Source organism: Occultella aeris, from assembly GCF_902703175.1.
Classification (GTDB): domain Bacteria; phylum Actinomycetota; class Actinomycetes; order Actinomycetales; family Beutenbergiaceae; genus Occultella; species Occultella aeris.
This window is the reverse complement of sequence record NZ_CACRYJ010000014.1, coordinates 65,342-85,544: the sequence shown is the minus strand read 5'-3', so window position 1 is coordinate 85,544 and position 20,203 is coordinate 65,342. Positions and strand designations below refer to the sequence as shown.

14 protein-coding genes are annotated in these 20,203 nt (G+C 72.6%); 9 read left to right on the top strand and 5 right to left on the bottom strand.

Annotated features, from left to right (window positions below):
• Window positions 1–10 precede the first annotated feature (10 nt).
• From HALOF300_RS04085 to HALOF300_RS04045, 9 genes are all read left to right on the top strand, one after another.
• Window positions 11–1,168 (top strand): FecCD family ABC transporter permease, encoded by a 1,158-nt coding sequence (locus HALOF300_RS04085; protein ID WP_231955003.1) that lies wholly within the window; start codon window positions 11–13, stop codon window positions 1,166–1,168.
• Window positions 1,165–1,950, top strand: coding sequence for an ABC transporter ATP-binding protein (locus tag HALOF300_RS04080; RefSeq protein ID WP_156739538.1), 786 nt, complete (start codon window positions 1,165–1,167; stop codon window positions 1,948–1,950). Before HALOF300_RS04085 ends, HALOF300_RS04080 begins: the two co-directional genes overlap by 4 nt.
• An 84-nt stretch (window positions 1,951–2,034) precedes the next feature.
• The gene (locus HALOF300_RS04075) at window positions 2,035–3,063 is read left to right on the top strand and encodes an ABC transporter substrate-binding protein (protein WP_156739536.1); all 1,029 of its coding nucleotides are present in this window, start codon (window positions 2,035–2,037) and stop codon (window positions 3,061–3,063) included.
• A gap of 6 nt (window positions 3,064–3,069) precedes the next feature.
• Window positions 3,070–4,854, top strand: coding sequence for an ATP-binding cassette domain-containing protein (locus tag HALOF300_RS04070; protein WP_156739534.1), 1,785 nt, complete (start codon window positions 3,070–3,072; stop codon window positions 4,852–4,854).
• Complete coding sequence (locus tag HALOF300_RS04065; RefSeq protein WP_156739532.1) at window positions 4,851–6,731, top strand: amino acid ABC transporter ATP-binding/permease protein; 1,881 nt, start codon at window positions 4,851–4,853, stop codon at window positions 6,729–6,731. The genes HALOF300_RS04070 and HALOF300_RS04065 overlap by 4 nt, the downstream gene beginning before the upstream one ends.
• 98 nt (window positions 6,732–6,829) lie before the next feature.
• Window positions 6,830–8,191 carry a hypothetical protein gene (locus HALOF300_RS04060; RefSeq protein WP_156739530.1) on the top strand — a complete coding sequence of 454 codons (1,362 nt, stop codon included), beginning with the start codon at window positions 6,830–6,832 and terminating at the stop codon, window positions 8,189–8,191.
• A gap of 66 nt (window positions 8,192–8,257) precedes the next feature.
• A complete protein-coding gene (locus HALOF300_RS04055) occupies window positions 8,258–10,153 on the top strand; it encodes an ABC transporter ATP-binding protein (RefSeq protein WP_197522293.1) in 1,896 nt (631 codons plus the stop codon).
• 133 nt (window positions 10,154–10,286) lie between these two features.
• Window positions 10,287–12,836: an alpha-L-rhamnosidase gene (locus tag HALOF300_RS04050; protein WP_231955002.1), complete on the top strand. Its 2,550-nt coding sequence runs from the start codon at window positions 10,287–10,289 to the stop codon at window positions 12,834–12,836.
• 47 nt (window positions 12,837–12,883) lie between these two features.
• Window positions 12,884–13,261: a VOC family protein gene (locus tag HALOF300_RS04045; protein ID WP_156739528.1), complete on the top strand. Its 378-nt coding sequence runs from the start codon at window positions 12,884–12,886 to the stop codon at window positions 13,259–13,261.
• Window positions 13,262–13,286: 25 nt separating this feature from the next.
• Here the strand turns inward: HALOF300_RS04045 and HALOF300_RS04040 are convergent, their stop codons facing one another.
• The 5 genes from HALOF300_RS04040 to HALOF300_RS04020 all read right to left on the bottom strand — a co-directional run bounded on the left by HALOF300_RS04040 (window position 13,287) and on the right by HALOF300_RS04020 (window position 20,171).
• Window positions 13,287–13,637 (bottom strand): UBP-type zinc finger domain-containing protein, encoded by a 351-nt coding sequence (locus HALOF300_RS04040; RefSeq protein ID WP_156739526.1) that lies wholly within the window; start codon window positions 13,635–13,637, stop codon window positions 13,287–13,289.
• Between the two features lie 32 nt (window positions 13,638–13,669).
• Window positions 13,670–14,143 carry a hypothetical protein gene (locus HALOF300_RS04035; protein WP_156739524.1) on the bottom strand — a complete coding sequence of 158 codons (474 nt, stop codon included), beginning with the start codon at window positions 14,141–14,143 and terminating at the stop codon, window positions 13,670–13,672.
• Between the two features lie 53 nt (window positions 14,144–14,196).
• Window positions 14,197–14,811 (bottom strand): RNA polymerase sigma factor, encoded by a 615-nt coding sequence (locus HALOF300_RS04030; RefSeq protein WP_156739522.1) that lies wholly within the window; start codon window positions 14,809–14,811, stop codon window positions 14,197–14,199.
• Window positions 14,808–15,458: a hypothetical protein gene (locus HALOF300_RS04025; RefSeq protein ID WP_156739520.1), complete on the bottom strand. Its 651-nt coding sequence runs from the start codon at window positions 15,456–15,458 to the stop codon at window positions 14,808–14,810. Before HALOF300_RS04025 ends, HALOF300_RS04030 begins: the two co-directional genes overlap by 4 nt.
• 78 nt (window positions 15,459–15,536) lie before the next feature.
• Window positions 15,537–20,171 (bottom strand): golvesin C-terminal-like domain-containing protein, encoded by a 4,635-nt coding sequence (locus HALOF300_RS04020; RefSeq protein WP_197522292.1) that lies wholly within the window; start codon window positions 20,169–20,171, stop codon window positions 15,537–15,539.
• Between the last annotated feature and the right edge of the window lie 32 nt (window positions 20,172–20,203).

Genomic DNA, 20,203 nt, shown 5'->3' with positions numbered 1-20,203 from the left:
GGTGTCGGTCGTGTCCCGACTTCTCCAACACCCAGCCGCGACTGCGGCTGGACCAACTTCCGTCAAGGCCGCACACCCGGACACCGCTTCCGCGCGGCCAGCAGCCGGCATCGCGGCCCCGCGCCGCGTGCCGCGGGTCGCGGTGGTGGCCGGCCTCGCGGGGCTGGTCCTGCTCACGGTCCTGGTCGCGGCGTCGCTCGGGCCGGTCGCGACGTCGCCGGGCACCGTGCTGCTCGTCCTGCTCGAGCCCGCGCGCCCCGCCTTCGACGCGATCGGTCTCGGCCTACCCGTGGCCGAACCCGTGCACGCCAGCCTGGTTGCCACGATCCGGCTGCCCCGGGTGCTGCTGGCGGCCCTGACCGGTGCCGCGCTCGCGTGCGCCGGGGCCGTGATGCAGGCTGTGTTCCGCAACCCGCTCGCCGAGCCCGGCATCACCGGCGTGTCCTCGGGGGCGGCATGCGCGGCGGTGCTGCTGATCGTCACCGGCGTCGCGCAGGCCACCCCGTGGGCGTTGCCGGTCGGCGCGTTCGCCGGGGCACTGGCGGCCGTCGCCGTGGTGCAGGGTGTCGCCGGGATCACCCGCCCAGGTTCGGCCGGCACCCTGCTCCTGGTCGGCATCGCGCTGAACGCCCTCCTCGGCGCCGTAATCGCCGCCGCGATCGCGAACGCCCCCGACGCCGAGGACGTCCAGCGCGCCACGTTCTGGCTCAACGGGGACCTCACCGCTGCGACCTGGGCGGACGTGCTGCTCATCGTGGTCCCAGTGCTGCTCGGCCTGGCCGCCCTGCTCTGCCTGACCCGCGAGCTCAACCTCATGGTCCTCTCCGAGGAGGCCGCAGCTGCGACCGGGGTGAACACGACCATGGTGAGGCACGTCGGGCTGGGCATCGCGGCCCTGATCACCGCCGCCTGCGTGAGTGTCACCGGCGTGATCTCGTTCGTCGGGCTCGTGGTGCCGCACCTGGTGCGCCTGGTGATCGGGCCCGACCACCGCCGGCTGCTGCCGGTCTCGATCGCCGTGGGAGCGGTGTTCCTCGCTCTGGCCGACCTCGGTGCCCGGCTGCTGTTCAGTCCGGTGGTCCTGCAGACCGGCGTGGTCACCGCCGTCATCGGGGCGCCGGTGCTCCTCGCGCTCGTGATGCGGCGGTCCGCGGCGGTGCCCCGATGACGGGCAGCCTGACGGCCCGCGGGATCGCCGTCCGGCTCGGCGGTTCGCCGATCCTGCACGGCGTGGACCTGGATGTGGAACCGGGTCGGGTGCACGCCCTTATCGGCCCGAACGGGGCGGGCAAGTCCACGCTGCTGCGCGTTCTCGCGCAGTTGATCACGCCCGACGGCGGATCGGTCACCTCTAACGGCACCCCGCTCGCCGGTCTGGGCGCCCGCCGCCGCGCGCAGCTGGTCGGTTTCCTCCCGCAGGACACCGGCGTCGACCAGGACTTCACGGTCAGGGACGTGGTGGCGATGGGCCGGTACGCGCACCTGCAGCGCTGGCGCGCGCCCGGCCCACTCGATGCCGACGCGGTGACGCGTGCGTTGGACCGGGCCGGCGTCGCCGACCTCGCCCACCGCAGCGCGCCCACCCTCTCCGGTGGGCAGCGCCAACTGGTACTGATCGCCAAGCAGCTCGCCCAGGCACCCGGCGCCTACCTGCTCGACGAGCCGGTCTCCGCCCTCGATGTCGCCTATCAGCTCCAGGTCCTGAACCTGCTCCGGGATCTGGCCGGCGACGGCTCGGCCGTGGTCGCGGTGCTGCACGACCTCAACCTCGCCGCTCGGTGCGCCGACACCATCACCGTGCTGCACGCCGGGCGGGTGCGCGCCTCCGGGTCACCCGCGGAGGTCCTCACCCCCGACCTGATGACCGAGGTCTACGGCGTCCGCGCCGTGATCGACACCGACCCGGCGACCGGTACCCCGAGGGTCAGTGCACTCGGCCCGGCGGCCTGACCGGGGCACTGCAGCCAGCAGCCACCAACCGACCCAGCACAGCCACCAACCAACACAGCACAGCCAGCACAGAGAGAGTTCCTGATGACCCATCGCCGTATCCGCGTCGCCACCCTCGCCGCCTCGCTCGCAGCGGGACTCCTGCTCGCCTCCTGCGCCGCCGGCACTGAGCCGGACGTCGACCTGGACCCGACCACCGGCGCGCCGCTGGCCGACGCTCCGGCCGATGCCGACGCCGTCTGGCCACGCACCGTGACCGTCGGCGGGGCGGACGTGTCGATCGCGGCCGAGCCGCAGCGGATCGTGGCCCTGTCCACCGAGACCGGGGACCTCGTGCTGCAGTTGGTGGGGCACGAGCGCGTCGCCGCCGTGGCCTCCGGCTCGGTGACCGAGGGAGCGGGCAACCAGATCGCCGAGGCCGAGCTGGTCGAGACCGTGCTGCCGCCGGGCACCACCCCCGACCCTGAACAGATCCTCACCCTCGAGCCCGACCTGGTGCTCATGACCGGGCGACACGACGGCGAGGAGGATGCCGCCGGCCTGCTTGCCGGTTCCGGGGTGCCGGCTCTGGTGTTCACCGCGGCGGACTTCGCCAGCCCGGACGCCGTCGCCGCGTCGCTGCGCACCATCGGGACCGCCGTCGGTGCCGATGAGGCCGCCGAGACGGCCGCATCCGCGTTCGAGGCAGAGGTCGCCGAGGTGACCGACGCCGTCGCCGGCACGACCGAACGCCCCCGGGTGCTCGCCCTGATGGCGCGCGGGGACCAGGTGCTCATCACCGGCGTCGGCTCCACGCCGACCACGCTCGCCGAGCTCGCCGGCGGCGACCCGATCGCGGCCGAGCAGGGCTGGCACGGTACGGTGCCCGCGGATGCCGAGATGATCCTCGCCACCGCACCGGACGTGATCCTCGTCGAGGACTTCCGCGGCGCCGGGCTCGACCCGTTCACCGCGATCCTCGAGGCCGACGCGCTCGCGGGCGTCCCGGCGATCGCCGAAGGCCAGGTCCACCTGGTGCCCTCCAGCGAGATCTCCGGGAGCGCCGGGATCCGGATGGCCGACGGCCTGCGCACGCTCGCCGGGATCCTCCAGCCCGCCCTGACCGGGAACTGACCGGCGGTGTCCTTGCTGGGGAGTCTGCTCCGCGACCTCGACGCCCGCGGTTGGTGGACGGTGGCACTCACGTGGGCACGCACCGGGTTCCTCGCCGGTCTCGCGCTCACCCTGGGTGCGGTGCTGGACGCGATCGTCGGTAGTCGCGCGACGATGCCCGACGGCGCCGCCCCGCCCCAGGTGCTCGGCCTCCTCGTCCTCGCGCTGGGTCTGGCCGCGATGGCAGCGGCGTGTGCGGCTCTGGCGGCCGCGCAGCCGCCGATCATCCAGGGCGAGCAGGAGGTCGCCTGGCGGGGCCGGGCGGTGCGGGCGGTGCTTCGTGCGACCCCGGCTGACGGCGTGGAGCCGGTGGCGCCGACCGGCGGGGCCGGGCCGGGCCGCCCGGCCACGGGCGCTGGGGTGTCCCGCCTGACCGACGCAGTGGAACGGGTGGCTGGGTACCGGGCGTCGTTCCTGCCACCGACGCTCGCGTCCTTCACCGCGCCGATCGGCGTACTGGTGGTGATCGCGGTGGCGGTGGACCTCCGGATCGCGCTCATCCTGGGGACGCTCGTCGCGCTCGTGCCGGTCGTGGTGGCGTTCTTCATGCGGCGGTTCCGGCGTCCGAACGCCCGCTACCGCCGCACCGCCGCGGCGGTGGCAGGCAGGTTCCACGAGATGCTGCGGGCGCTCGGCACGCTACGACTGATGGGAGCCACGGGGCGGGGGCGCGACGAACTCGCCGGTGCCTCGGCGCGCCTGGAGCGCGAGATCGGCGCGATGCTGCGCCGTAGCCAGCTCATGATCGGAGTCAACGACGCACTGTTCTCCCTGGTCATGATCACTGCGGCGCTCGGCCTGGCGCTGGCCGGGTTCGCCGCCGGGTCCCTAGGCCTCGGCGATGTGCTGGCCACGTTCGGGCTGGCGTTGCTGCTCCACGAACCGATCGACCTGATGGGTCGCTCGTTCTACATCGGCATGGGCGGACGGGCCGCCCAGCGTGACCTCGAGGACCTGTTGGGCCGCGCCGGCCCGAGCCAGGCCGGCGACGAGCAGGACGGCGCCGTCCCGGCAGCCGCGCGGTCCGGGGTCTCGTTGACCCTGCGCGGACTCGGCGCCGACCGTGCCGGCACGCCCGTGCTGCGTGGGCTGGACGCGGCCGTGCCAGCCGGTGGCGTGCTCGCCGTGGTGGGGTCGACGGGTGCCGGCAAGACCACGCTTGCGATGGTGTTGCAAGGACTGCTGCCCGCCACCGTCGGCGGCATCGACCTCGACGGCACGCCGGCGGACACCGCCCAACTGCGCGCCCAGGTGCGGACCGTTCCGCAGCAGCCGTTCCTGTTCACCGGCACGATCGCGCAGAACCTGCGCCTGGCCCGACCGGACGCAGGCGACGACGACCTGTGGCACGCACTGGCCGTCGCCCATCTCGACGCCGAGGTGGCCGCGCTCGAGGGAGGACTGGCCCACCGGATCGGCGAGGCCGGACCGGGACTGTCCGGTGGCCAGGTCCGCCGGGTCGGGCTGGCCCGCGCACTCCTGGCCGACGTGCCCGTGCTCGTCCTGGACGAGCCCACCGCGGACCTGGACCGACGGACGGAGGCGCTCGTGACCCGGAGCCTGCAGGACCTGCGCGGCCGGCGCACTCTCGTCATCATCGCCCACCGGCTCGCCACGACCGCGGAAGCGGACCTGGTCCTGGTGCTCGCCGAGGGCCGGGCACTCGAGGTGGCAACGCCGGCGGATCTGCTCGCCCGAGACGGGTACTACGCCGCCGCGACCGCACGCGAGGACCTGGCGGCCCGCCCATGAGCGCCGGACACCTCGGGAACCTGCCCGCGGCAGCGACGGCGGACGGCGCCGGCCCGGCCCACGCGCCGGAGCGTGACGGTGAGCACGCGTCGACGCCGGCCGTGGTGCTGGAGTTGCTGCGCGGTGCGCGGCCAGCCGCCGGCCTGCTCGGAACCTCGGTCATCGCGCGGATGATCGGCCACGCCGCGGGCGCCGCACTGCTCCTGGTGCCGGCCTGGAACCTCGGTCGGCTGGCCGTCGGGGTCGCCGAGCCCGGCCCGCTCGTCGCCGTCACCGTCGCGCTCATGGTGGGCGCCGCGTTCGTCAAGGCGCTGTGCCGCTACCTCGAGCAGCTCACCGGCCACATCGCCGCATTCCGGCTGCTCGGCCGCATGCGCACCGAACTCTTCGACCGGCTCGTGCCGCTCGCCCCGGCGATCACCGACACCCACGGCACCGGCCGGCTGATGTCCGCGGCGACCCGGGACATCGACCGCCTGGAGGTGTTCTACGCCCACACGATCGCCCCGGTCGTGACGGCGGTGTGGATGCCGCTCGCCGGGGTGGCCGTGGCCGCGGTGGTCGCCGGCCCACTGCCCGCTCTCGTCCTACTCGTCGGCGTCGGGGTCGGTGCGATCGCGGTACCCGTCGTGGGGGCCGGGCGGGCACGTCGGGCCGCGCGCGAGGTGGTCGACCGCCGTACCGTGCTCGCCCAGGAGGTCAGCGACGACCTGCGTGGGCACACCGAGATCCTCTCCTTCGACGCGGTGGAGCACCGGGCCGGGGTGGTCGACGCCCACGGTCGCGCGGTCGCGGCGGCGATGCGCGGCACCGCGGGCGTGCTCGGGCGACGTGCGGCGATGACCCTCGCGTGGCAGGCCATGACCACGATCGCGCTCCTAGCGCTCGCGGCATTCGGGCCCGAAGGGGCGTTCGGCGTCGCGGACGCCACCGACATCCCCGCGGGCTCCCTCGGGGCGGCAGCGGCGGGGTGGGCGGCACTGCCAGCGCTCCTGCTGACGATCGCACTCGTCCCTGCGATCGCCCCGGCGCTCGGCTCCGTGGAGGCGTTCGCACGATCCTTGCCTGCCGCGCTGGCCAGTGCCCGCAGGCTGCGCGAGCTGACCACGACGTCACCCGCCGTCGCCGACCCGGCCCGGCCCCACGCCGTCGGGCGGGTACGCGGAACGCTCGACCTCGAGAACGTGACCTTTGCCTACCCGAGCCGGCCGGATCCCGCGCTACGGGACGTGGACCTGCACGTGCCGGCCGGGTCGTTCGTGGCCGTCGTCGGCGCCACCGGATCCGGGAAGTCCACCCTTGCCCGGCTCCTTACGCGGGTCTGGGACCCCGACGTCGGCGCGGTCCGCCTGGACGGCGTCGACCTGAGCGACCTCGCGCTCGCGGACCTGTGGCGGGAGGTCACGGTCTTCGAGCAGCGGCCGGTGCTGCTGGCCGGCACCATCCGCGAGAACCTTGTCCTCGGCCGCCCGGACGCGAGCGCCGAGCAGCTCGCCGCCGCCTGCGCCGCGGCGGGCCTGACGACGGACCTGGACGCGATGCCGGACGGCCTGGCGACGCGCCTCGGCGAACACGGCCAGCGGCTCTCCGGCGGACAGGCCCAGCGACTCGCGCTGGCCAGGGCGCTGCTGCGGCGCAGCCCGGTCCTGGTCCTGGACGAGGCGACCTCGCACCAGGACGCGCTCACCCAGGAGGGCATCATCGACCGGCTCCGCGGCGCCGCAGGCGGGACCGTCGTGCTGATCACGCACCGGCTCGCCACCGCGCGGGCAGCAGACCTGATCGTCGTGCTCGAGGAGGGACGCGTGGTGGAGACGGGCACCTACGTCGACCTGATCCGCGCGGGCGGCGCGTTCGCGCGACTGGCTGCGCAGTGACTCGGGCTGTTGACGAGGAGGCGGATGTGTCCCGCCCGCGGTGGGTGTTGTTCCAGGCGCAACCCGCATAATGGGAGTCCACCCACGTGAGGAGCCCGATGTTCGGCGGAATCTTCGGACGTCAGAAGCCGAGCCCAGCGCCGGAGGTCACCCCCGAGGTCGCCGAGGCGCTCGTCCGGGCCGACGAGACCGTGCGGCGTGGCAACGACGAACTCGGCTACGCGACGGCGGAGTTCGGCGAGGTCGACACGCGCGAGCTCGCGGCGGCGCTCACCCAGGCGCGCACGCAGCTGCGGGAAGCGTTCCGACTCAACGGCCTGCTGCTGGACGACGAGCCGGAGACACCCCAGCAACGTCAGCAGCTCGAGGCCGGGGTACTGGCCACGACCGCGGAGGTGGACCGGCTCGTCCGCGCCCCCGCCTCGGCGTTCGCCACCCGCCGAGCTGCCCTGCGCGACGCGCCGACCGCCATCGCGCGGCTGCGGGCAGAGTCGGTGGACGTCGCGAGCCGGGTCGCGGAGGCACGCGCCGCACTCGCGACCCTCTCGACCCGCTACAGCGAGGAGGCGATCGTCGCCGTCGCGAACAACCCCGACCAGGCGGAGGCGCTCCTGCAGTTCACCGAGCGCAGTGTGGGTCTCGCCGAACGTCGGCACACGGCCGGCCGCGGCGAGGAGGCGACCAAGGCGATCCGGGTCGCTTCCGACAGCGTCCGGCGCGCTGACGAACTGCTCGACGCCGTCACGGACTACGAGGTGGAGGCGGTCCACGCCGAGTCCATCCTGACTGCCGTGCTGGCGGACTCGCGCTCGGACCTCGCCGAGGCCCGGCACCTGCTCGCGGCGTCTGGGGACCCAGAGGTCGAGGCGGCCGCGGCCGCGCTCGACGCGGCCGTGACGGCCGCCGCGACCGGCGAGGCATCGCGCGACCCGTTCACCACACTGAGTCGGCTCCGCGCCTCCAACGAGTCGCTGGACCGGCTCGTCCAGGAACGCCGGAACCGGCCCGAGAGGGAGCGGCGGCGCGCTCATCTGGAGGCGGCGCACGCCGACGCCGACCGTCAGATCGCCCTGGCGCGCACCCTCATCGCCGACTACCCCGGATTCATCGGTCCGGATTCCAGGACCCGGCTCGCCCAGGCGGAACGACTGCTCGGCGGCGTCGGGCTCGTCGAGGATCCGCCGGCTGCCCTTGCCCAGGCCAGGCAGGCAGCGGACCTCGCCGCGGACGCGGCAGCGATCGCACGACGCGACCTCGAGGTGGCGCAGATGCGCGAGCACGAGCAGCGGGCGGGCTGGGGCGACCGTGGTTCTGGCTGGGGCGACGACTGGGGTGGTCCCGGCCGCGGCGGCCGGCGCGGCGGGTCCGGGGCCGGAGGGCTGCTGGGTGGTGTCATCGGCGGGATGGTGCTCGGCGGCCTCCTGGACGGTATGGACGACTTCGACTTCGACTTCGACTGACGAGCCGGCGTTCGCCGGCGGCGGAACGGTTGACCTGAACGGCGGTTGAGGTCGCATGCTCTGGGGATGAGCATGAACTTCAGCCACTGGCGCGCGCTCGAGTCGGCGATGCGCACGGACCAGCCCAAGCGAACCTTCACCCGTGCGACGCTCGGCCGGATCGGTGGCTTCGCCCGCCCCCACAAGCGCAAGCTGATCGGCTTCATCGCGCTGTCGGTGGTCGGCGCGGTCCTGACGGTCATGACGCCCGTCCTCGCCGGGCGGGTGGTCGACGCCATCATCGCGGACGGCCCGGCGGGCACCGTGGTGCTGCTGGCCGTCGCGATCGCCGGAGTGGCGCTGGTGAGCGCGGCGGTGGGCCTGGTCTCCCGCTGGCTGTCGTCGACGATCGGCGAGGGGCTGATCCTTGACCTACGCCGGGCCGTGTACTCGCACGTGCAGCGGATGCCGATCGCCTTCTTCACCCGCACCCGCACCGGTGCGCTGGTGAGCCGGCTCAACAATGACGTGATCGGTGCCCAGCGGGCGTTCACGTTCACGCTCTCCGGTGTGGTCACGAACGTGATCGCCCTGATCCTCACGCTCGCCGTGATGCTGCGGCTGTCCTGGCAGATCACCCTGCTCGCGCTGGTGCTGCTCCCGATCTTCCTGATCCCGGCCCGGCGGATGGGCGGGCGGCTGGCGCAGCTCGAGAAGGAACGGGCGAACCTGAACTCCTCGATGACCACCCAGATGACCGAGCGGTTCTCCGCCCCCGGAGCCACCCTGGTGAAACTGTTCGGCCGACCCGAGGCGGAGGAGGCGGAGTTCGGCGCCCGGGCCGGGCGGGTCGCCACGATCGGGGTCCGCACGGCGATGGGACAGGGCGTGTTCATGCTCGCGCTGACCCTCGTCTCCGCGCTCGCGCTCGCCCTCGTCTACGGGCTCGGCGGCTGGATGGCTGTCGCAGGATCCCTCGAGGCCGGCACCGTGGTCACGCTTGCCCTGCTGCTCGGCCAGCTGTACGGGCCGCTGACCGCGTTGGCGAGTGCCCGGGTCGATGCGATGACGGCGCTGGTCAGCTTCGAGCGGGTCTTCGAGGTGCTCGACCTGCCGCCGCTGATCGAGGAGCCCGCCGAGCCCGCACCGCTGCCGGTCGGGCCACTGGCCGTCGAGTTCGACGACGTACGGTTCGCGTACCCGAGCCCGGACAAGGTGTCCCTGGCCTCCCTGGAGGAGGTCGCCACCCTGGACCGCCGCGGCGGCGTCGAGGTGCTCCACGGGATCTCGTTCCGGGCTGAGCCCGGGCAGGTGGTGGCCCTCGTCGGGTCCTCCGGCAGCGGGAAGTCGACCATCGCCTCGCTGCTGCCGCGGCTCTACGACGTCGACTCCGGCGCGGTCCGGCTCGGCGGCGTGGACGTGCGGGACCTCGCCTTCGCGGACCTGCGCGGCGCGCTCGGGATGGTCACCCAGGACGGGCACCTGTTCCACGCCTCGGTCGCGGAGAATCTGCGCTACGCGGCGCCGGAGGCCACTGACGCCGACCTGTGGCAGGCGCTCGAGCGGGCCCGGCTGGCGGACCTGGTGACCAGCCTTCCGGACGGGCTCGAGACCGTGATCGGTGAACGCGGCTACCGCTTCTCCGGCGGCGAGCGGCAGCGGCTGACGATCGCCCGGCTGCTGCTCGCCCGGCCACGGGTGGTGATCCTGGACGAGGCGACCTCGAGCCTGGACGCCACGTCCGAGGCCGACGTCAGCGCCGCCCTCGGGGCAGCTCTGGAGGGCAGGACCGCGCTCGTGATCGCGCACCGGCTCTCGACGGTGGTCGGCGCCGACCAGATCCTCGTGGTCGAGTCCGGCCGGATCGTCGAGCGTGGCACGCACGCCGAACTACTCGCCGACGGCGGCCGGTACGCGCAGCTGTACCGCACCCAGTTCGCGGGTGGTCGGGAGGGGGACGCCGCGGTGCCGGCCCGATCCTGACCGCGGCTGCGGCGCGCGGAAAATCGACGCGTGTGTTCTCGGCCGTGACGTGTACGGTCAGTGGTGGCAGGAGGGGGCATCCCCATCCGTCGGCCGTCAGGCCGGCGACACTTCCCGGAGGTTTCTCATCACCGTGCCCGGCCCCGACCAGTCAGCGCCCCTGGACCTCCGCCTCGAGCGAACCGAGCAGGCCGGGTGCCTGGGCACCCCAACACCCCGCGTGGGGTGGCGTCACGCGGCCGGCACCGGGCCGCAGGACGGCTACGAGGTGGAACTCGTGCGGGGCTCGGCTGCCCCGGTGACGGTCGCGGTGACCGGCGCCGGCGGTGCCGAACAGGTCGCGGTCGCGTGGCCGCACGAGCCGCTCGCCGCCGGTGAGGTCGGCTCGGTGCGCGTGCGCACCAGCCATGGCGACGGCGGGTGGTCGCCCTGGAGCGAATCGCTCACCTTCCACGTCGCGCCCCTCGCGCCCGAGGACTGGGTGGCTCGGTTCATCTCTCCGCGGCAGCTGGCCGGCCTCGGTGACCCGGCCCCGATCCTGGCCGGCACCGTGGCCGTGGGACCGGGGCTCGTCGGAGCGCGGCTGCTGCTCTCGGCGCTCGGTGTGGTCCGGGCCCGGATCAACGGCGTCCGGGTCGGCGCCGACGAGCTCACACCGGGCTGGACGAGTTACCACAAACGGCTGCGCTTCCACGGCTATGACGTCACCGACCTCCTGCGTGAGGGCAGCAACGACATCGACGCGCTCCTCGGCAACGGGTGGTACCGCGGTGCGCTCACCTGGGACATGCGCCGCGACCTGTACGGGGACCGGCTGGCCCTGCTCGCCCAGGTCGAGCTGCGCTACGCCGACGGCCGAGTCGAGACCGTCGGCACCGACGGCAGCTGGCGGGCCCACTCCTCGCACGTGCTCGCCGACGACCTGTACGGCGGCCAGCACACGGACCTGCGCCTGCGTGGGGTGCTCGGTGCGGCCGACGAGGTCGACGAGCTCGACGTGGACCCGCGGATCCTGGTCGCGCCCGAGGGCCCGCCGGTACGGATCACCCAGGTGGTGCCGGCCGTCGACATCGTCCGCAGCCCGACAGGCAAGCAGATCGTCGACTTCGGCCAGAACCTCGTCGGCTGGGTCAACCTCACCGTCCGCGGCCACGCCACCGGGGACCGCATCACCGTCCGGCACGCCGAGGTCCTCGAACACGGGGAACTCGGCACCCGGCCATTGCGGAAGGCGGAGGCGACGGACACCTACGACCTCGCCGGCCCGGAGGAGACCGAGCTCGCACCGCAGCTGACCTTCCACGGCTTCCGCTACGCCGAGATCACGGGCGTCGACGAGCTCCGGCTCGAGGACGTCAGCGCCGCCGTCGTGGGCTCGCAGCTGACCCGCACCGGCTGGTTCACCTGCTCCGAACCGATGCTCGAGCAGCTCCACGAGAACGTGGTGTGGGGCACCCGCGGCAACTTCCTGGACGTCCCCACCGACTGCCCGCAGCGTGACGAGCGGCTCGGCTGGACCGGGGACATCCAGGTCTTCGCGCGCACCGCCGCGTTCCTGTTCGACGTGGACGGGTTCCTGTCATCCTGGCTCCGCGACCTCGCCGCTGACCAGCGGCCCGACGGTGGGGTGCCGGTCGTCGTCCCGGACGTGCTCCGCGACGACAACGTCATCGCCACCGCCTGGGGGGACGCGGCGACCATGGTGCCATGGGTGCTGTACCGGCGGTACGGGGATCTGGACCTGCTCCGGCGGCAGCTGCCCTCCATGCGTGCCTGGGTCGACCGGCTCTGGGCCGAGGTCGATGACGCCGCGCTCTGGCGCACCGGGTTCCAGTACGGCGACTGGCTCGACCCCACGGCCCCGCCGGATGATGCCGCGGCCGCCCAGGCCGACCCGCACGTGATCCAGCAGGCGTACCTGGTGCGCTCCACCGAGATGGTCGCGTGGGCCGCCCGGGCGCTCGGCCAGGGCGCCCTGGCCGAGGAGTACGAGGACCTGGCGGACACGGCCCGGGCGGCGTTCCAGAACGCGTACGTGGCACCGGACGGCCGGGTCACCTCGGACTGCCAGACCGTGTACGCGCTTGCCCTGTGCTGGGCGCTGCTCGGCAGCGGCGAGCAGGTCGAGGGGGCCGGGGAGCGGCTGGCGGCCCTGGTCCGGGAGGCGGACGCCACCGTCGCGACCGGGTTCGTCGGAACACCGCTGATCCTGGACGCGCTGGTGATCGCCGGGCACACCGGACTGGCCTACGCGATGCTCCTGCAGACGCAGAACCCGTCCTGGCTCTACCCGGTGACGATGGGCGCCACCACGATCTGGGAGCGGTGGGACTCGATGCTGCCGGACGGCTCCATCAACCTCGGCGAGATGACGTCGTTCAACCACTACGCGCTCGGGGCGGTCGCGAACTTCCTGCACCGCCGGGTGGCCGGACTCGTCGCGATCGCTCCCGGTTACCGGGAGGTCGAGGTCGACCCGCTCACCGAGGGACCGCTGACCCACGCCGGTGCGCGGCACCTGAGTCCATACGGCGAGATCGCTGTCTCATGGCAGAAGCAGCCCGACGGCGTGGTGCGCCTCGACGTGAGCGTCCCACCCGGCGTGGTGGCACGGGTGTACCCGCCCGGGATGAAGCGGGGTGCGGTCAAGGTGGGCGCGGGGGAGCATACGTTCAGCGGGTGAGCAGACCCGGGTGGGCTCACCCGGGTCGGTGACCGAGGGAGGAAGCCGTGGCCACGCTGCGGGAGATCGTCATCGACTGCCGGGACGCGCCGGCGCTGGCCCGGTTCTGGGCCGCGGCCCTGGACGGCTACGAGGTGCGCGCGTACGACGACGCCGAGGTGGCCCGGCTCGCGGGCCTCGGGCTCACGCCCGAGACCGACCCGACCGTGGCGGTCGACGGACCGGGTCCCACGCTGTTCCTCCAACAGGTCCCGGAGGCCAAGACGGTCAAGAACCGGGTGCACGTCGATCTGTCCGCGAGCGACCGGAGCGCCGAGGTGGTCCGGCTCGTGGACCTCGGCGCGCGCGTGGTGGCGCAGCAGGACGGCTGGACGGTACTGGGGGATCCGGAGGGAAACGAGTTCTGCGTCGCCGACGAGCACTGACCCGGGCGCACGGTGCGGGATCGGATCAGCGGTGTATGTGATCGCGCCAGTCCGCTGGGACGCGGCCGGCCGGCCCGGGCGTCGGCTGGTCGACCGGGTGCGAGTTCGGTGGGGCCAGTTCCGGACCGGTGACCGTGGACCCGGTGCGGAAGTTCCAGTACCAGTCCTCGCCCGGCTCGAACGAGCGCATCAGTTCGTGCCCGGTCTCGCGGAAGTGGCCGGTGGCGTGCTGGCCGGGGGAGGTGTCGCAGCAGCCGATGTGGCCGCAGGCTGCGCATCGGCGCAGGTGCACCCACCAGCCGTCGACCGTGTCGCACTCGACGCAGCCGGACCCGCTCGGGGCGGCCCCGGTGTCGATGTAGGTGTCCTCGGTCATTGGTGTGCCTCTCCTGGAAATGCCGGTGCGGATCAGCCGGTCGTGACCCGGTCGCGGACCACGTCGATCCACCCCGAGTGCACCGGGGTGCGCGCGAGGTAGTCGTGCAACGGCTCGTCGTGCTCACGCGCCGTCACCCCGAGCAGGAGCAACGCCTGCCCGCCGCGGGTCACCTCCATGAGGGTGCGCAGGTCCGCCGGCCATGTCAGTACCGGGCCGCGCTTGGCGTGGGTCAGTGCGAGCGCCTCGGCGTCCGGCTCCGCCGGCAGGGCCTCGATCCGGAACCGGGGTTTGACCGTGCGTGCGAACACGGGCGGCCGCTCGGCCTCGAACCGGTCCGCCTCGGGCAGCCCGAGCGCCTCGGCCAGGTCGGCGATCACATCCGGGTCGTCGGTCGGCGTCAGCACGAGGTAGGGCAACCGGCCCGTGATCGTCGACACGGACCCGGTGCCGAGGTCGATCGAGGTGTGTGCGACTCTCCGCAGGACGTTCTTCGTGGCGCCCATGCGCGACCGGGCCCCTTCCGAACCGACGGCGGCAGCGATGACTACTGCACAACCTACCCGGCGGGCGCCGTTTTGTGACCCCCTCTGACGGCGTGGATCCTCGGGGTGCTCGTGGCGGCTGGGCGGACATCCCCGGTGTGCCGTCCGTCGGAGTCCTCCCGCTCGATGGGACCATCGTCCGCCGCGAGCGACCGCCGGAGTTTCTCGCGCGCTCGCTGGTACCGACTCGTCGCCGTGGACGGAGGGAGGTCGAGAAGGCGGGCCGCCTCGGCGACGGTGAAACCGTCCCAGTGCACCGTTCGGATCAGTTCGGCGAGCTCAGGCTCCAGACGGTTGATGGCGTCACGGACCTCGATGCCGGCGTCGGCGGACTCCGCGTCGGTCTCGGTCGTGTGCCGGCGCAGATGCTCGGTCAGGTTCGACCGCCGCCGGCTGGTGCGGCGAGCATTCAGGACGGTGTTGCGGGCGATGCCGAAGAGCCACAGCCTGGCCTCTGGACCGTCGTCCGGTAGATCCTCGGCGCGTCGCCAGGCGGTCAGGAGGACGTCGCTCAGGGCGTCCGGTGCGTCGTCGGAACCGATCCGGTACTCGAGGTAGCGCAACAGGTCCCGTGCCGAGGTGGTCAGTGCGTACTGGAGTACGGCTTCGGCACGCTCGTGAGCGGTCACCAGTCCGCGCCCGGGCACGAGGCCTGTCCGCCCCAACCGACCTCGGCGGCGTCGAGGTCGAAACCTTGCCGTTCGAGTTCGGCGGAGACCAGGCCTCCGACCGCACGCTGCAACGCGAGCGAGTACTCCAGGTCGGCAGGCATCGGCTGCTCGTCCGGGTAGGCCGCCGGCAGTTCGACGCCGTCGGCACCCGCGGGTGTGTCGTCCTCGGTGCGCATCTGGGCGATCATGGCGTCGACGTCGACCAGCGCGAGGACGTCGTTGTTACGGAAGTACTCGCGGGTCGCCTCGGTGATCCGCGCATCCGCGGCGCTGACCTCTCCGATGCGCTCCTCACACACCGCACCGCTGGGAAGCGTGTACGTGAAGATCGCATCCGGATCCTCGGCCCAAGGAAGCCAGTCGACCCCGCTGACGGTCGCCGCGGCCGTGCCGGCGCCCGCCAGTCCGAACAGGATCGCCGCGCTCGCCGCCACGACATGTCGCTTCGTCCGTCTGCTCCGGCCCGGTCGTGCGGCCCTGCGGGCGTCGGCGACGAGTTCAGCGAGCTCGCGGTCCGTCCGGGCGTCGACCCCAGGTGTTGGGGGTGCCGATGCTCGCAGCACGGTGTCGAGGAGGTCGTCGTCGGGGTGGCGGGTGGGGCTCATGTCGGCTCCGATCGTAGGGTGCGTTCACCCCTACATGTCCGGCTCCTCGACCGGATGCCGACGGGATCGGTCGTCGCTTCACACGGCGCCGACCACGGGTTCAAGGCGTGCGGCGTCACTGCGGAAGTGGCCCGACGACGTGGTCTCCAGCCGGACCTGCGCGGTCTCCGGGGCGAGGTCGAAGAAGCCGAGCTGTCGCCACGCGCCGGCATCGGCCTGCTGGTCGACGACCACCAGCACGTCGCCTCCGCCCGTCACCACCGTGTACGGGGCGGCCCTGGTCGTGGTCGCGTTGCCCGGGAACCAGACACTCACCCGGTACCGCCCCGCGGGGACGTTCGCGGTCCAGGTGCACGCGGCCCCGGTGAGCCCGCCGGCGTAGCGGCTGGCGCTGCCGTCGTGCCCGGGCAGGCTGCTCGGGCTCCAGGTCCCCGACTCGGCGTAGCCCGGATCCTCGTTGTCGATCAGGAACATGCCGGCCGCGTCCGGTGCGGTGATCGCGACGGCCGTGGCCGCGGTGGCGTCTGCGATGCTCAGCACGATCTCGTGCTGGGAGCCGACCACCGCATCTGCGGGTGCGGTCAGGGTGAACTCCACGTCCACGGAGCTCGCGGCCGCGAGGTCGATCGGAACCGTCTCGGGCACCACGGTCCAGCCGGGCGGCGTCCGCAATGTCGCGTCACCCCGGACCGGGGCATCGCTCTGACTGCGGACCGTCGCGGTCAGCGTCGTCGCGGCACCCGGCGCCGGAACCGCCGGTGCCTGCATGGCTTCGATGGCCGGACGCAGCGAGGCCGCGTCGACCGGAAGGAAGCGGGTGGCGTCGATCCGGTGGTAGCCGGGGTTGCGCACCTCCACCTGCACGAATCCCTCGGAACCGGCCTCGAACTCGAAGCGGCCCAGCGTGAACCAGCCGTTAGCGCCGGCCTGCTGGTCGACCTCGAACTCGTCCACGCCGCCCAGGTGGTGCACGCTGTAGATCGCCGCTCGGGTGGTCTCCGGGTTCGTGGGGTACCAGATGGCGACGTCGTACAGGCCTGCGGTCCGTAGCTCCGGCCGCCAGGTGGCCGTGCCGCCGAGTTTGCCCTCCTCGCTGAACCGGGTGGCCGTGCCGTTCCAGCCGGCGAGGGTGCTGGGCAGCCAGAACCCGGCCTCCGTGTACCGCGGCCAGAGGTCGGCGTTGTCGATGATGACCTCGGTCCCGGCGATCTGGATGGTCAGGGCGCGCTCCGTGCCGTTCTCCAGGGTCGCCACCAGTCGGTGGCCGGTGCCGGGGCGGGCCGTCGCCGCGGAGGTGAGCGTGACGCTGTACTCGCGTTCCTCCCGGCCTGGCACCTCGTACGCGACCGTGGTGGCCGAGGCGGTCCAGCCCGCGGGCACGCTCAAGGTGAGCGCACCGTTGCGCGCGAGGGGGCCGACATTCAGCACGGCGAACGTCACCTCGGTGGACTCACCGGGCAGGGTGAGCCGAGCCGGCAGTGCCACCAGGGCCGAGATCCGCAACGGCTCGAGGACGTTCACCTCGGCGCCGTCGAGGTCCGCCGTGCCACCGGCCCAGGAGGCGACGGCGGTCAGGGTCACCGGCCCGGCGGGCTGGGCGTCGGGGACGGTGACGTCGAAGGTCCAGTCGGCGTGGCCGGTGGCCGGCACCAGCGCCGGTGCGTCCACGGGCTCCGCGGTCCAGCCGTCCGGCACGCCCAGCTGGACCTGCGCAGCGGCCAGCTCGGCAGCGGTGCCGTTGCGGATCCGCGCGCGGGCCCGGAGGGTGTCACCCGGGGTGGTGTCCGGGCTGATCTCGATCTCGCCGCACGCATCCACGCCGGGCGGGCAGATCCCGGTGACCGAGGGCGGGAGGTGGAGGGTGTGCTCGGCCGTGGACACGTCGCCGTTCGTGAGCCGGTAGCTGAACGTGGCCGTCGGGTCGTCCACGCCGATGGACCACTCATAGGGGAACACCTTCTCCGGTGCGTCCTGCCAGGTCCCTTCACCCACCCGATAGCTGAGGTCGGTGGGCGTCTCGGTATCGATCTGGACGTACGCGTCGTACCCGTCGCGGGCCGGCCGCGGCAGCAGCAGTGCGCGGACCAGGCCGAAGTTCGACGTCGGGTCGGTGTCCTCCTCGTGGAAGCTGGCTCCGGAGCGGTCGGTCGCCGTCGGCTCCCAGTGCCACGGCACGTCCATGGTCACGCCTCGCACGACCACGGCGCGCAGTCCCTTCGCGGGGACGAGTACGCGCAGCCGCCCACCACGGATCGTGGCGCTCTCCCGGGTCCCGTCCGCGTTGATCAGCTCGGCGTCGTACTGGTTGCGCGTCTGGATCCCGGTCAGCTCCGGCGAGAACGTGACGATGGCCATGGTGGGGGTGGTCGTCTCGCTCGTCAGGCTGAGGTAGAGGCTGTCGTTGCCGACGGCGGTGATCCAGTTGAGCTGGTGGTCCGAGACGTCCACGATGCCGGGCGGGAAGTACGGCCAGACGCCTTCCTCGCCGTAGAACGAGCCGGGTGCATGGCCGTACGTGGAGTATTTGAAGAACACGTAGTTCGACTCGAACTGACGCGGGAAACTGATCTGCCCGGCCGAGCGGGTGAGGTGCTCGGTGATCAGGTAGTCCAGCGCGAGACCGAGCTGGGCCGGGATGTGGTGGAAGTAGATGCAGGTGGTCCCGGGCGGACCGGTGAGCGGGAAGTCCGGCTTCATGTTCGCGGCGACGAACTGTCGGTTGTAGTAGCCCGGGTAGTTGGTGAACCGGCCGACCACCAGGTTGTGCGCCACCTCGTGGATCAGCGTGTCACCGGTGTGTTGCGCGAGCCGCAGCAGGAACGGCGCCCAGACCGGGATCATCGAGAACCCACCGCCCGGGTTCTCGATGCCGCGGCCGATCTTGTACGTGCTGAGCTGTTCGAACGTGACGCCGCTGGTCGAGACGACCCAGGCCGGCACCGATTCGGCGGGAATGTCGTCGAGTGGGTAGTCGGGAAGGACTGGGCTGTCCGACCACCGGTCGAGCTGAGCATCGATGAACGGCTGGTTCGGGACGCTGACGTTCGCGCGCGGGATCGGGCGCACCTGGGTCTGGGTGATGTAGCGGCGCGCCTCGGCGAGGGAGGCGTCGAGGAAGTCGGAGTCCCCGGTGAGCTCGAACAGGACCAGGAGCTCGGTCCAGGCCTTCGAGTAGTTGTAGCCGAAGTCGTTCTCGCCCCGGTTCGTCGTGTACGCCGTGACGATGTTGTCCCGAAGGTAGCGCCGGCCCTCGGCCGTGGCTTCGGCGAGGTAGGCCGGGTTCCCGGTGAGCTCGTACGCCTGCAGCGGCGTACTCATCGGGGTCCGAGCGTCCTTCGCCGGGCGCTGCGCGATCACCCGCATGGCGAGACGGTGCAACGCGCCGCTCTGCCCACGCGTCTGTCGGTAGAGCGGGACGAGGGTGGAGGCATCCCCGGTGATCTGCCCGACGCGGTACTTCTCGAGGCTGCCGTAGACCGGCTTGCCCTTGATGGGGCTGTGCCCGACGTCGGCCCGGGAGAGTTGGTACTCGATCAGCGGTCGGGCGCGCCGGTCGTAGAGGTCCGGGGTGCCGGTGAGGTGGAAGGCGGAGAGCAGCACGCCCGCGATCGGGGTCCGAACCGCCTGGTCGTTCTCGATGTCGACGAAACCCTTGGCCCGGTTCCACCAGCCGCTGAAGGACGGGACGAACGCCTCGCTGTCGTCCTCAGCGGGCTCGATCATGGTGAGGTCGATCAGGTTGAACACCGTCTGGGTCAGCGACGTGTCGAACACGTTCTCCCGGTAGTCGGTGTAGCCGTACTCGTCGTGGACCACGTCGGCGTAGGCCTGGTGCAGCGGCCCCGGCGCAGCGTAGATCCCGAATGCGTACCCGAAGGCCTCGCCTGCGGCGAGGGACGAGCGGCGTCCGGCCTGCGGTGCGTACGCGACGGGCTGGACGTCGCGGGTGTCGTTGCGCAGGCTCATCCCGAACGGCTGACCGTCGGGTCCGAGTTCGCGCTCGTGCTCGAACTCCAGGACGTCGGCCGGGGTGTACAGCCCGAGCGTGACGGGGCCGCCGTCGATCTGGTGCTCGGCCAGCGTCATGGGCGCCATCAGTTCCCAGGCGCCAAGGGACTGGGCGTCCTCGATGACTCGTGCGTGCTGGCGGCTGCCGCACAGCACCTCGTCCACCTCGTCGGGCCGGCGGGTGTCGAAGGACTGGTAGCCGACCACGTAGTGCTGGGCCTGTGCCGCGGTGACGGTCCACTGCACCTCGGGGTTGTCCCCGTCCAGGTTCCAGCGCACCACGAGGTCGTACGCGCCGGGCACGCTGCTGCGCAGTTCGACGGTGCGCCGCCCGACCTGCTCCATCGAGTCGAAGGCCACCCAGTTCGGGTGCATCGACGCGTAGTAGTCGTTGGGGCTGCCCTCCGCGCCGGTGAGCACCACCCACTGTTCGTCGAAGCGCCGCTCCGGTGCGGTGACCGGCAACCAACCGGACGAGGTGCGCACCTCCAGATCCCGCACATAGGTGCCGCCGCCGGTCCAGGTGGCCCGGTGCATGGTGAGGCGGTGGCGTGGCCCGGTCACCTGGAGCAGTTCGGTCACGTCCAGGTCGGGCATCTCGATACGCCTCAACGCGTCCGGTAGCGGTGCGTTCGTCACGGTGTCCGCGGCGGCCGCGGTGGGGTTCAGGGCACCCAGTACCGGGGGCAGGACGGCCGCGCCCACGAGGAGGCGGATCGCCGACCGGCGAGAGATTG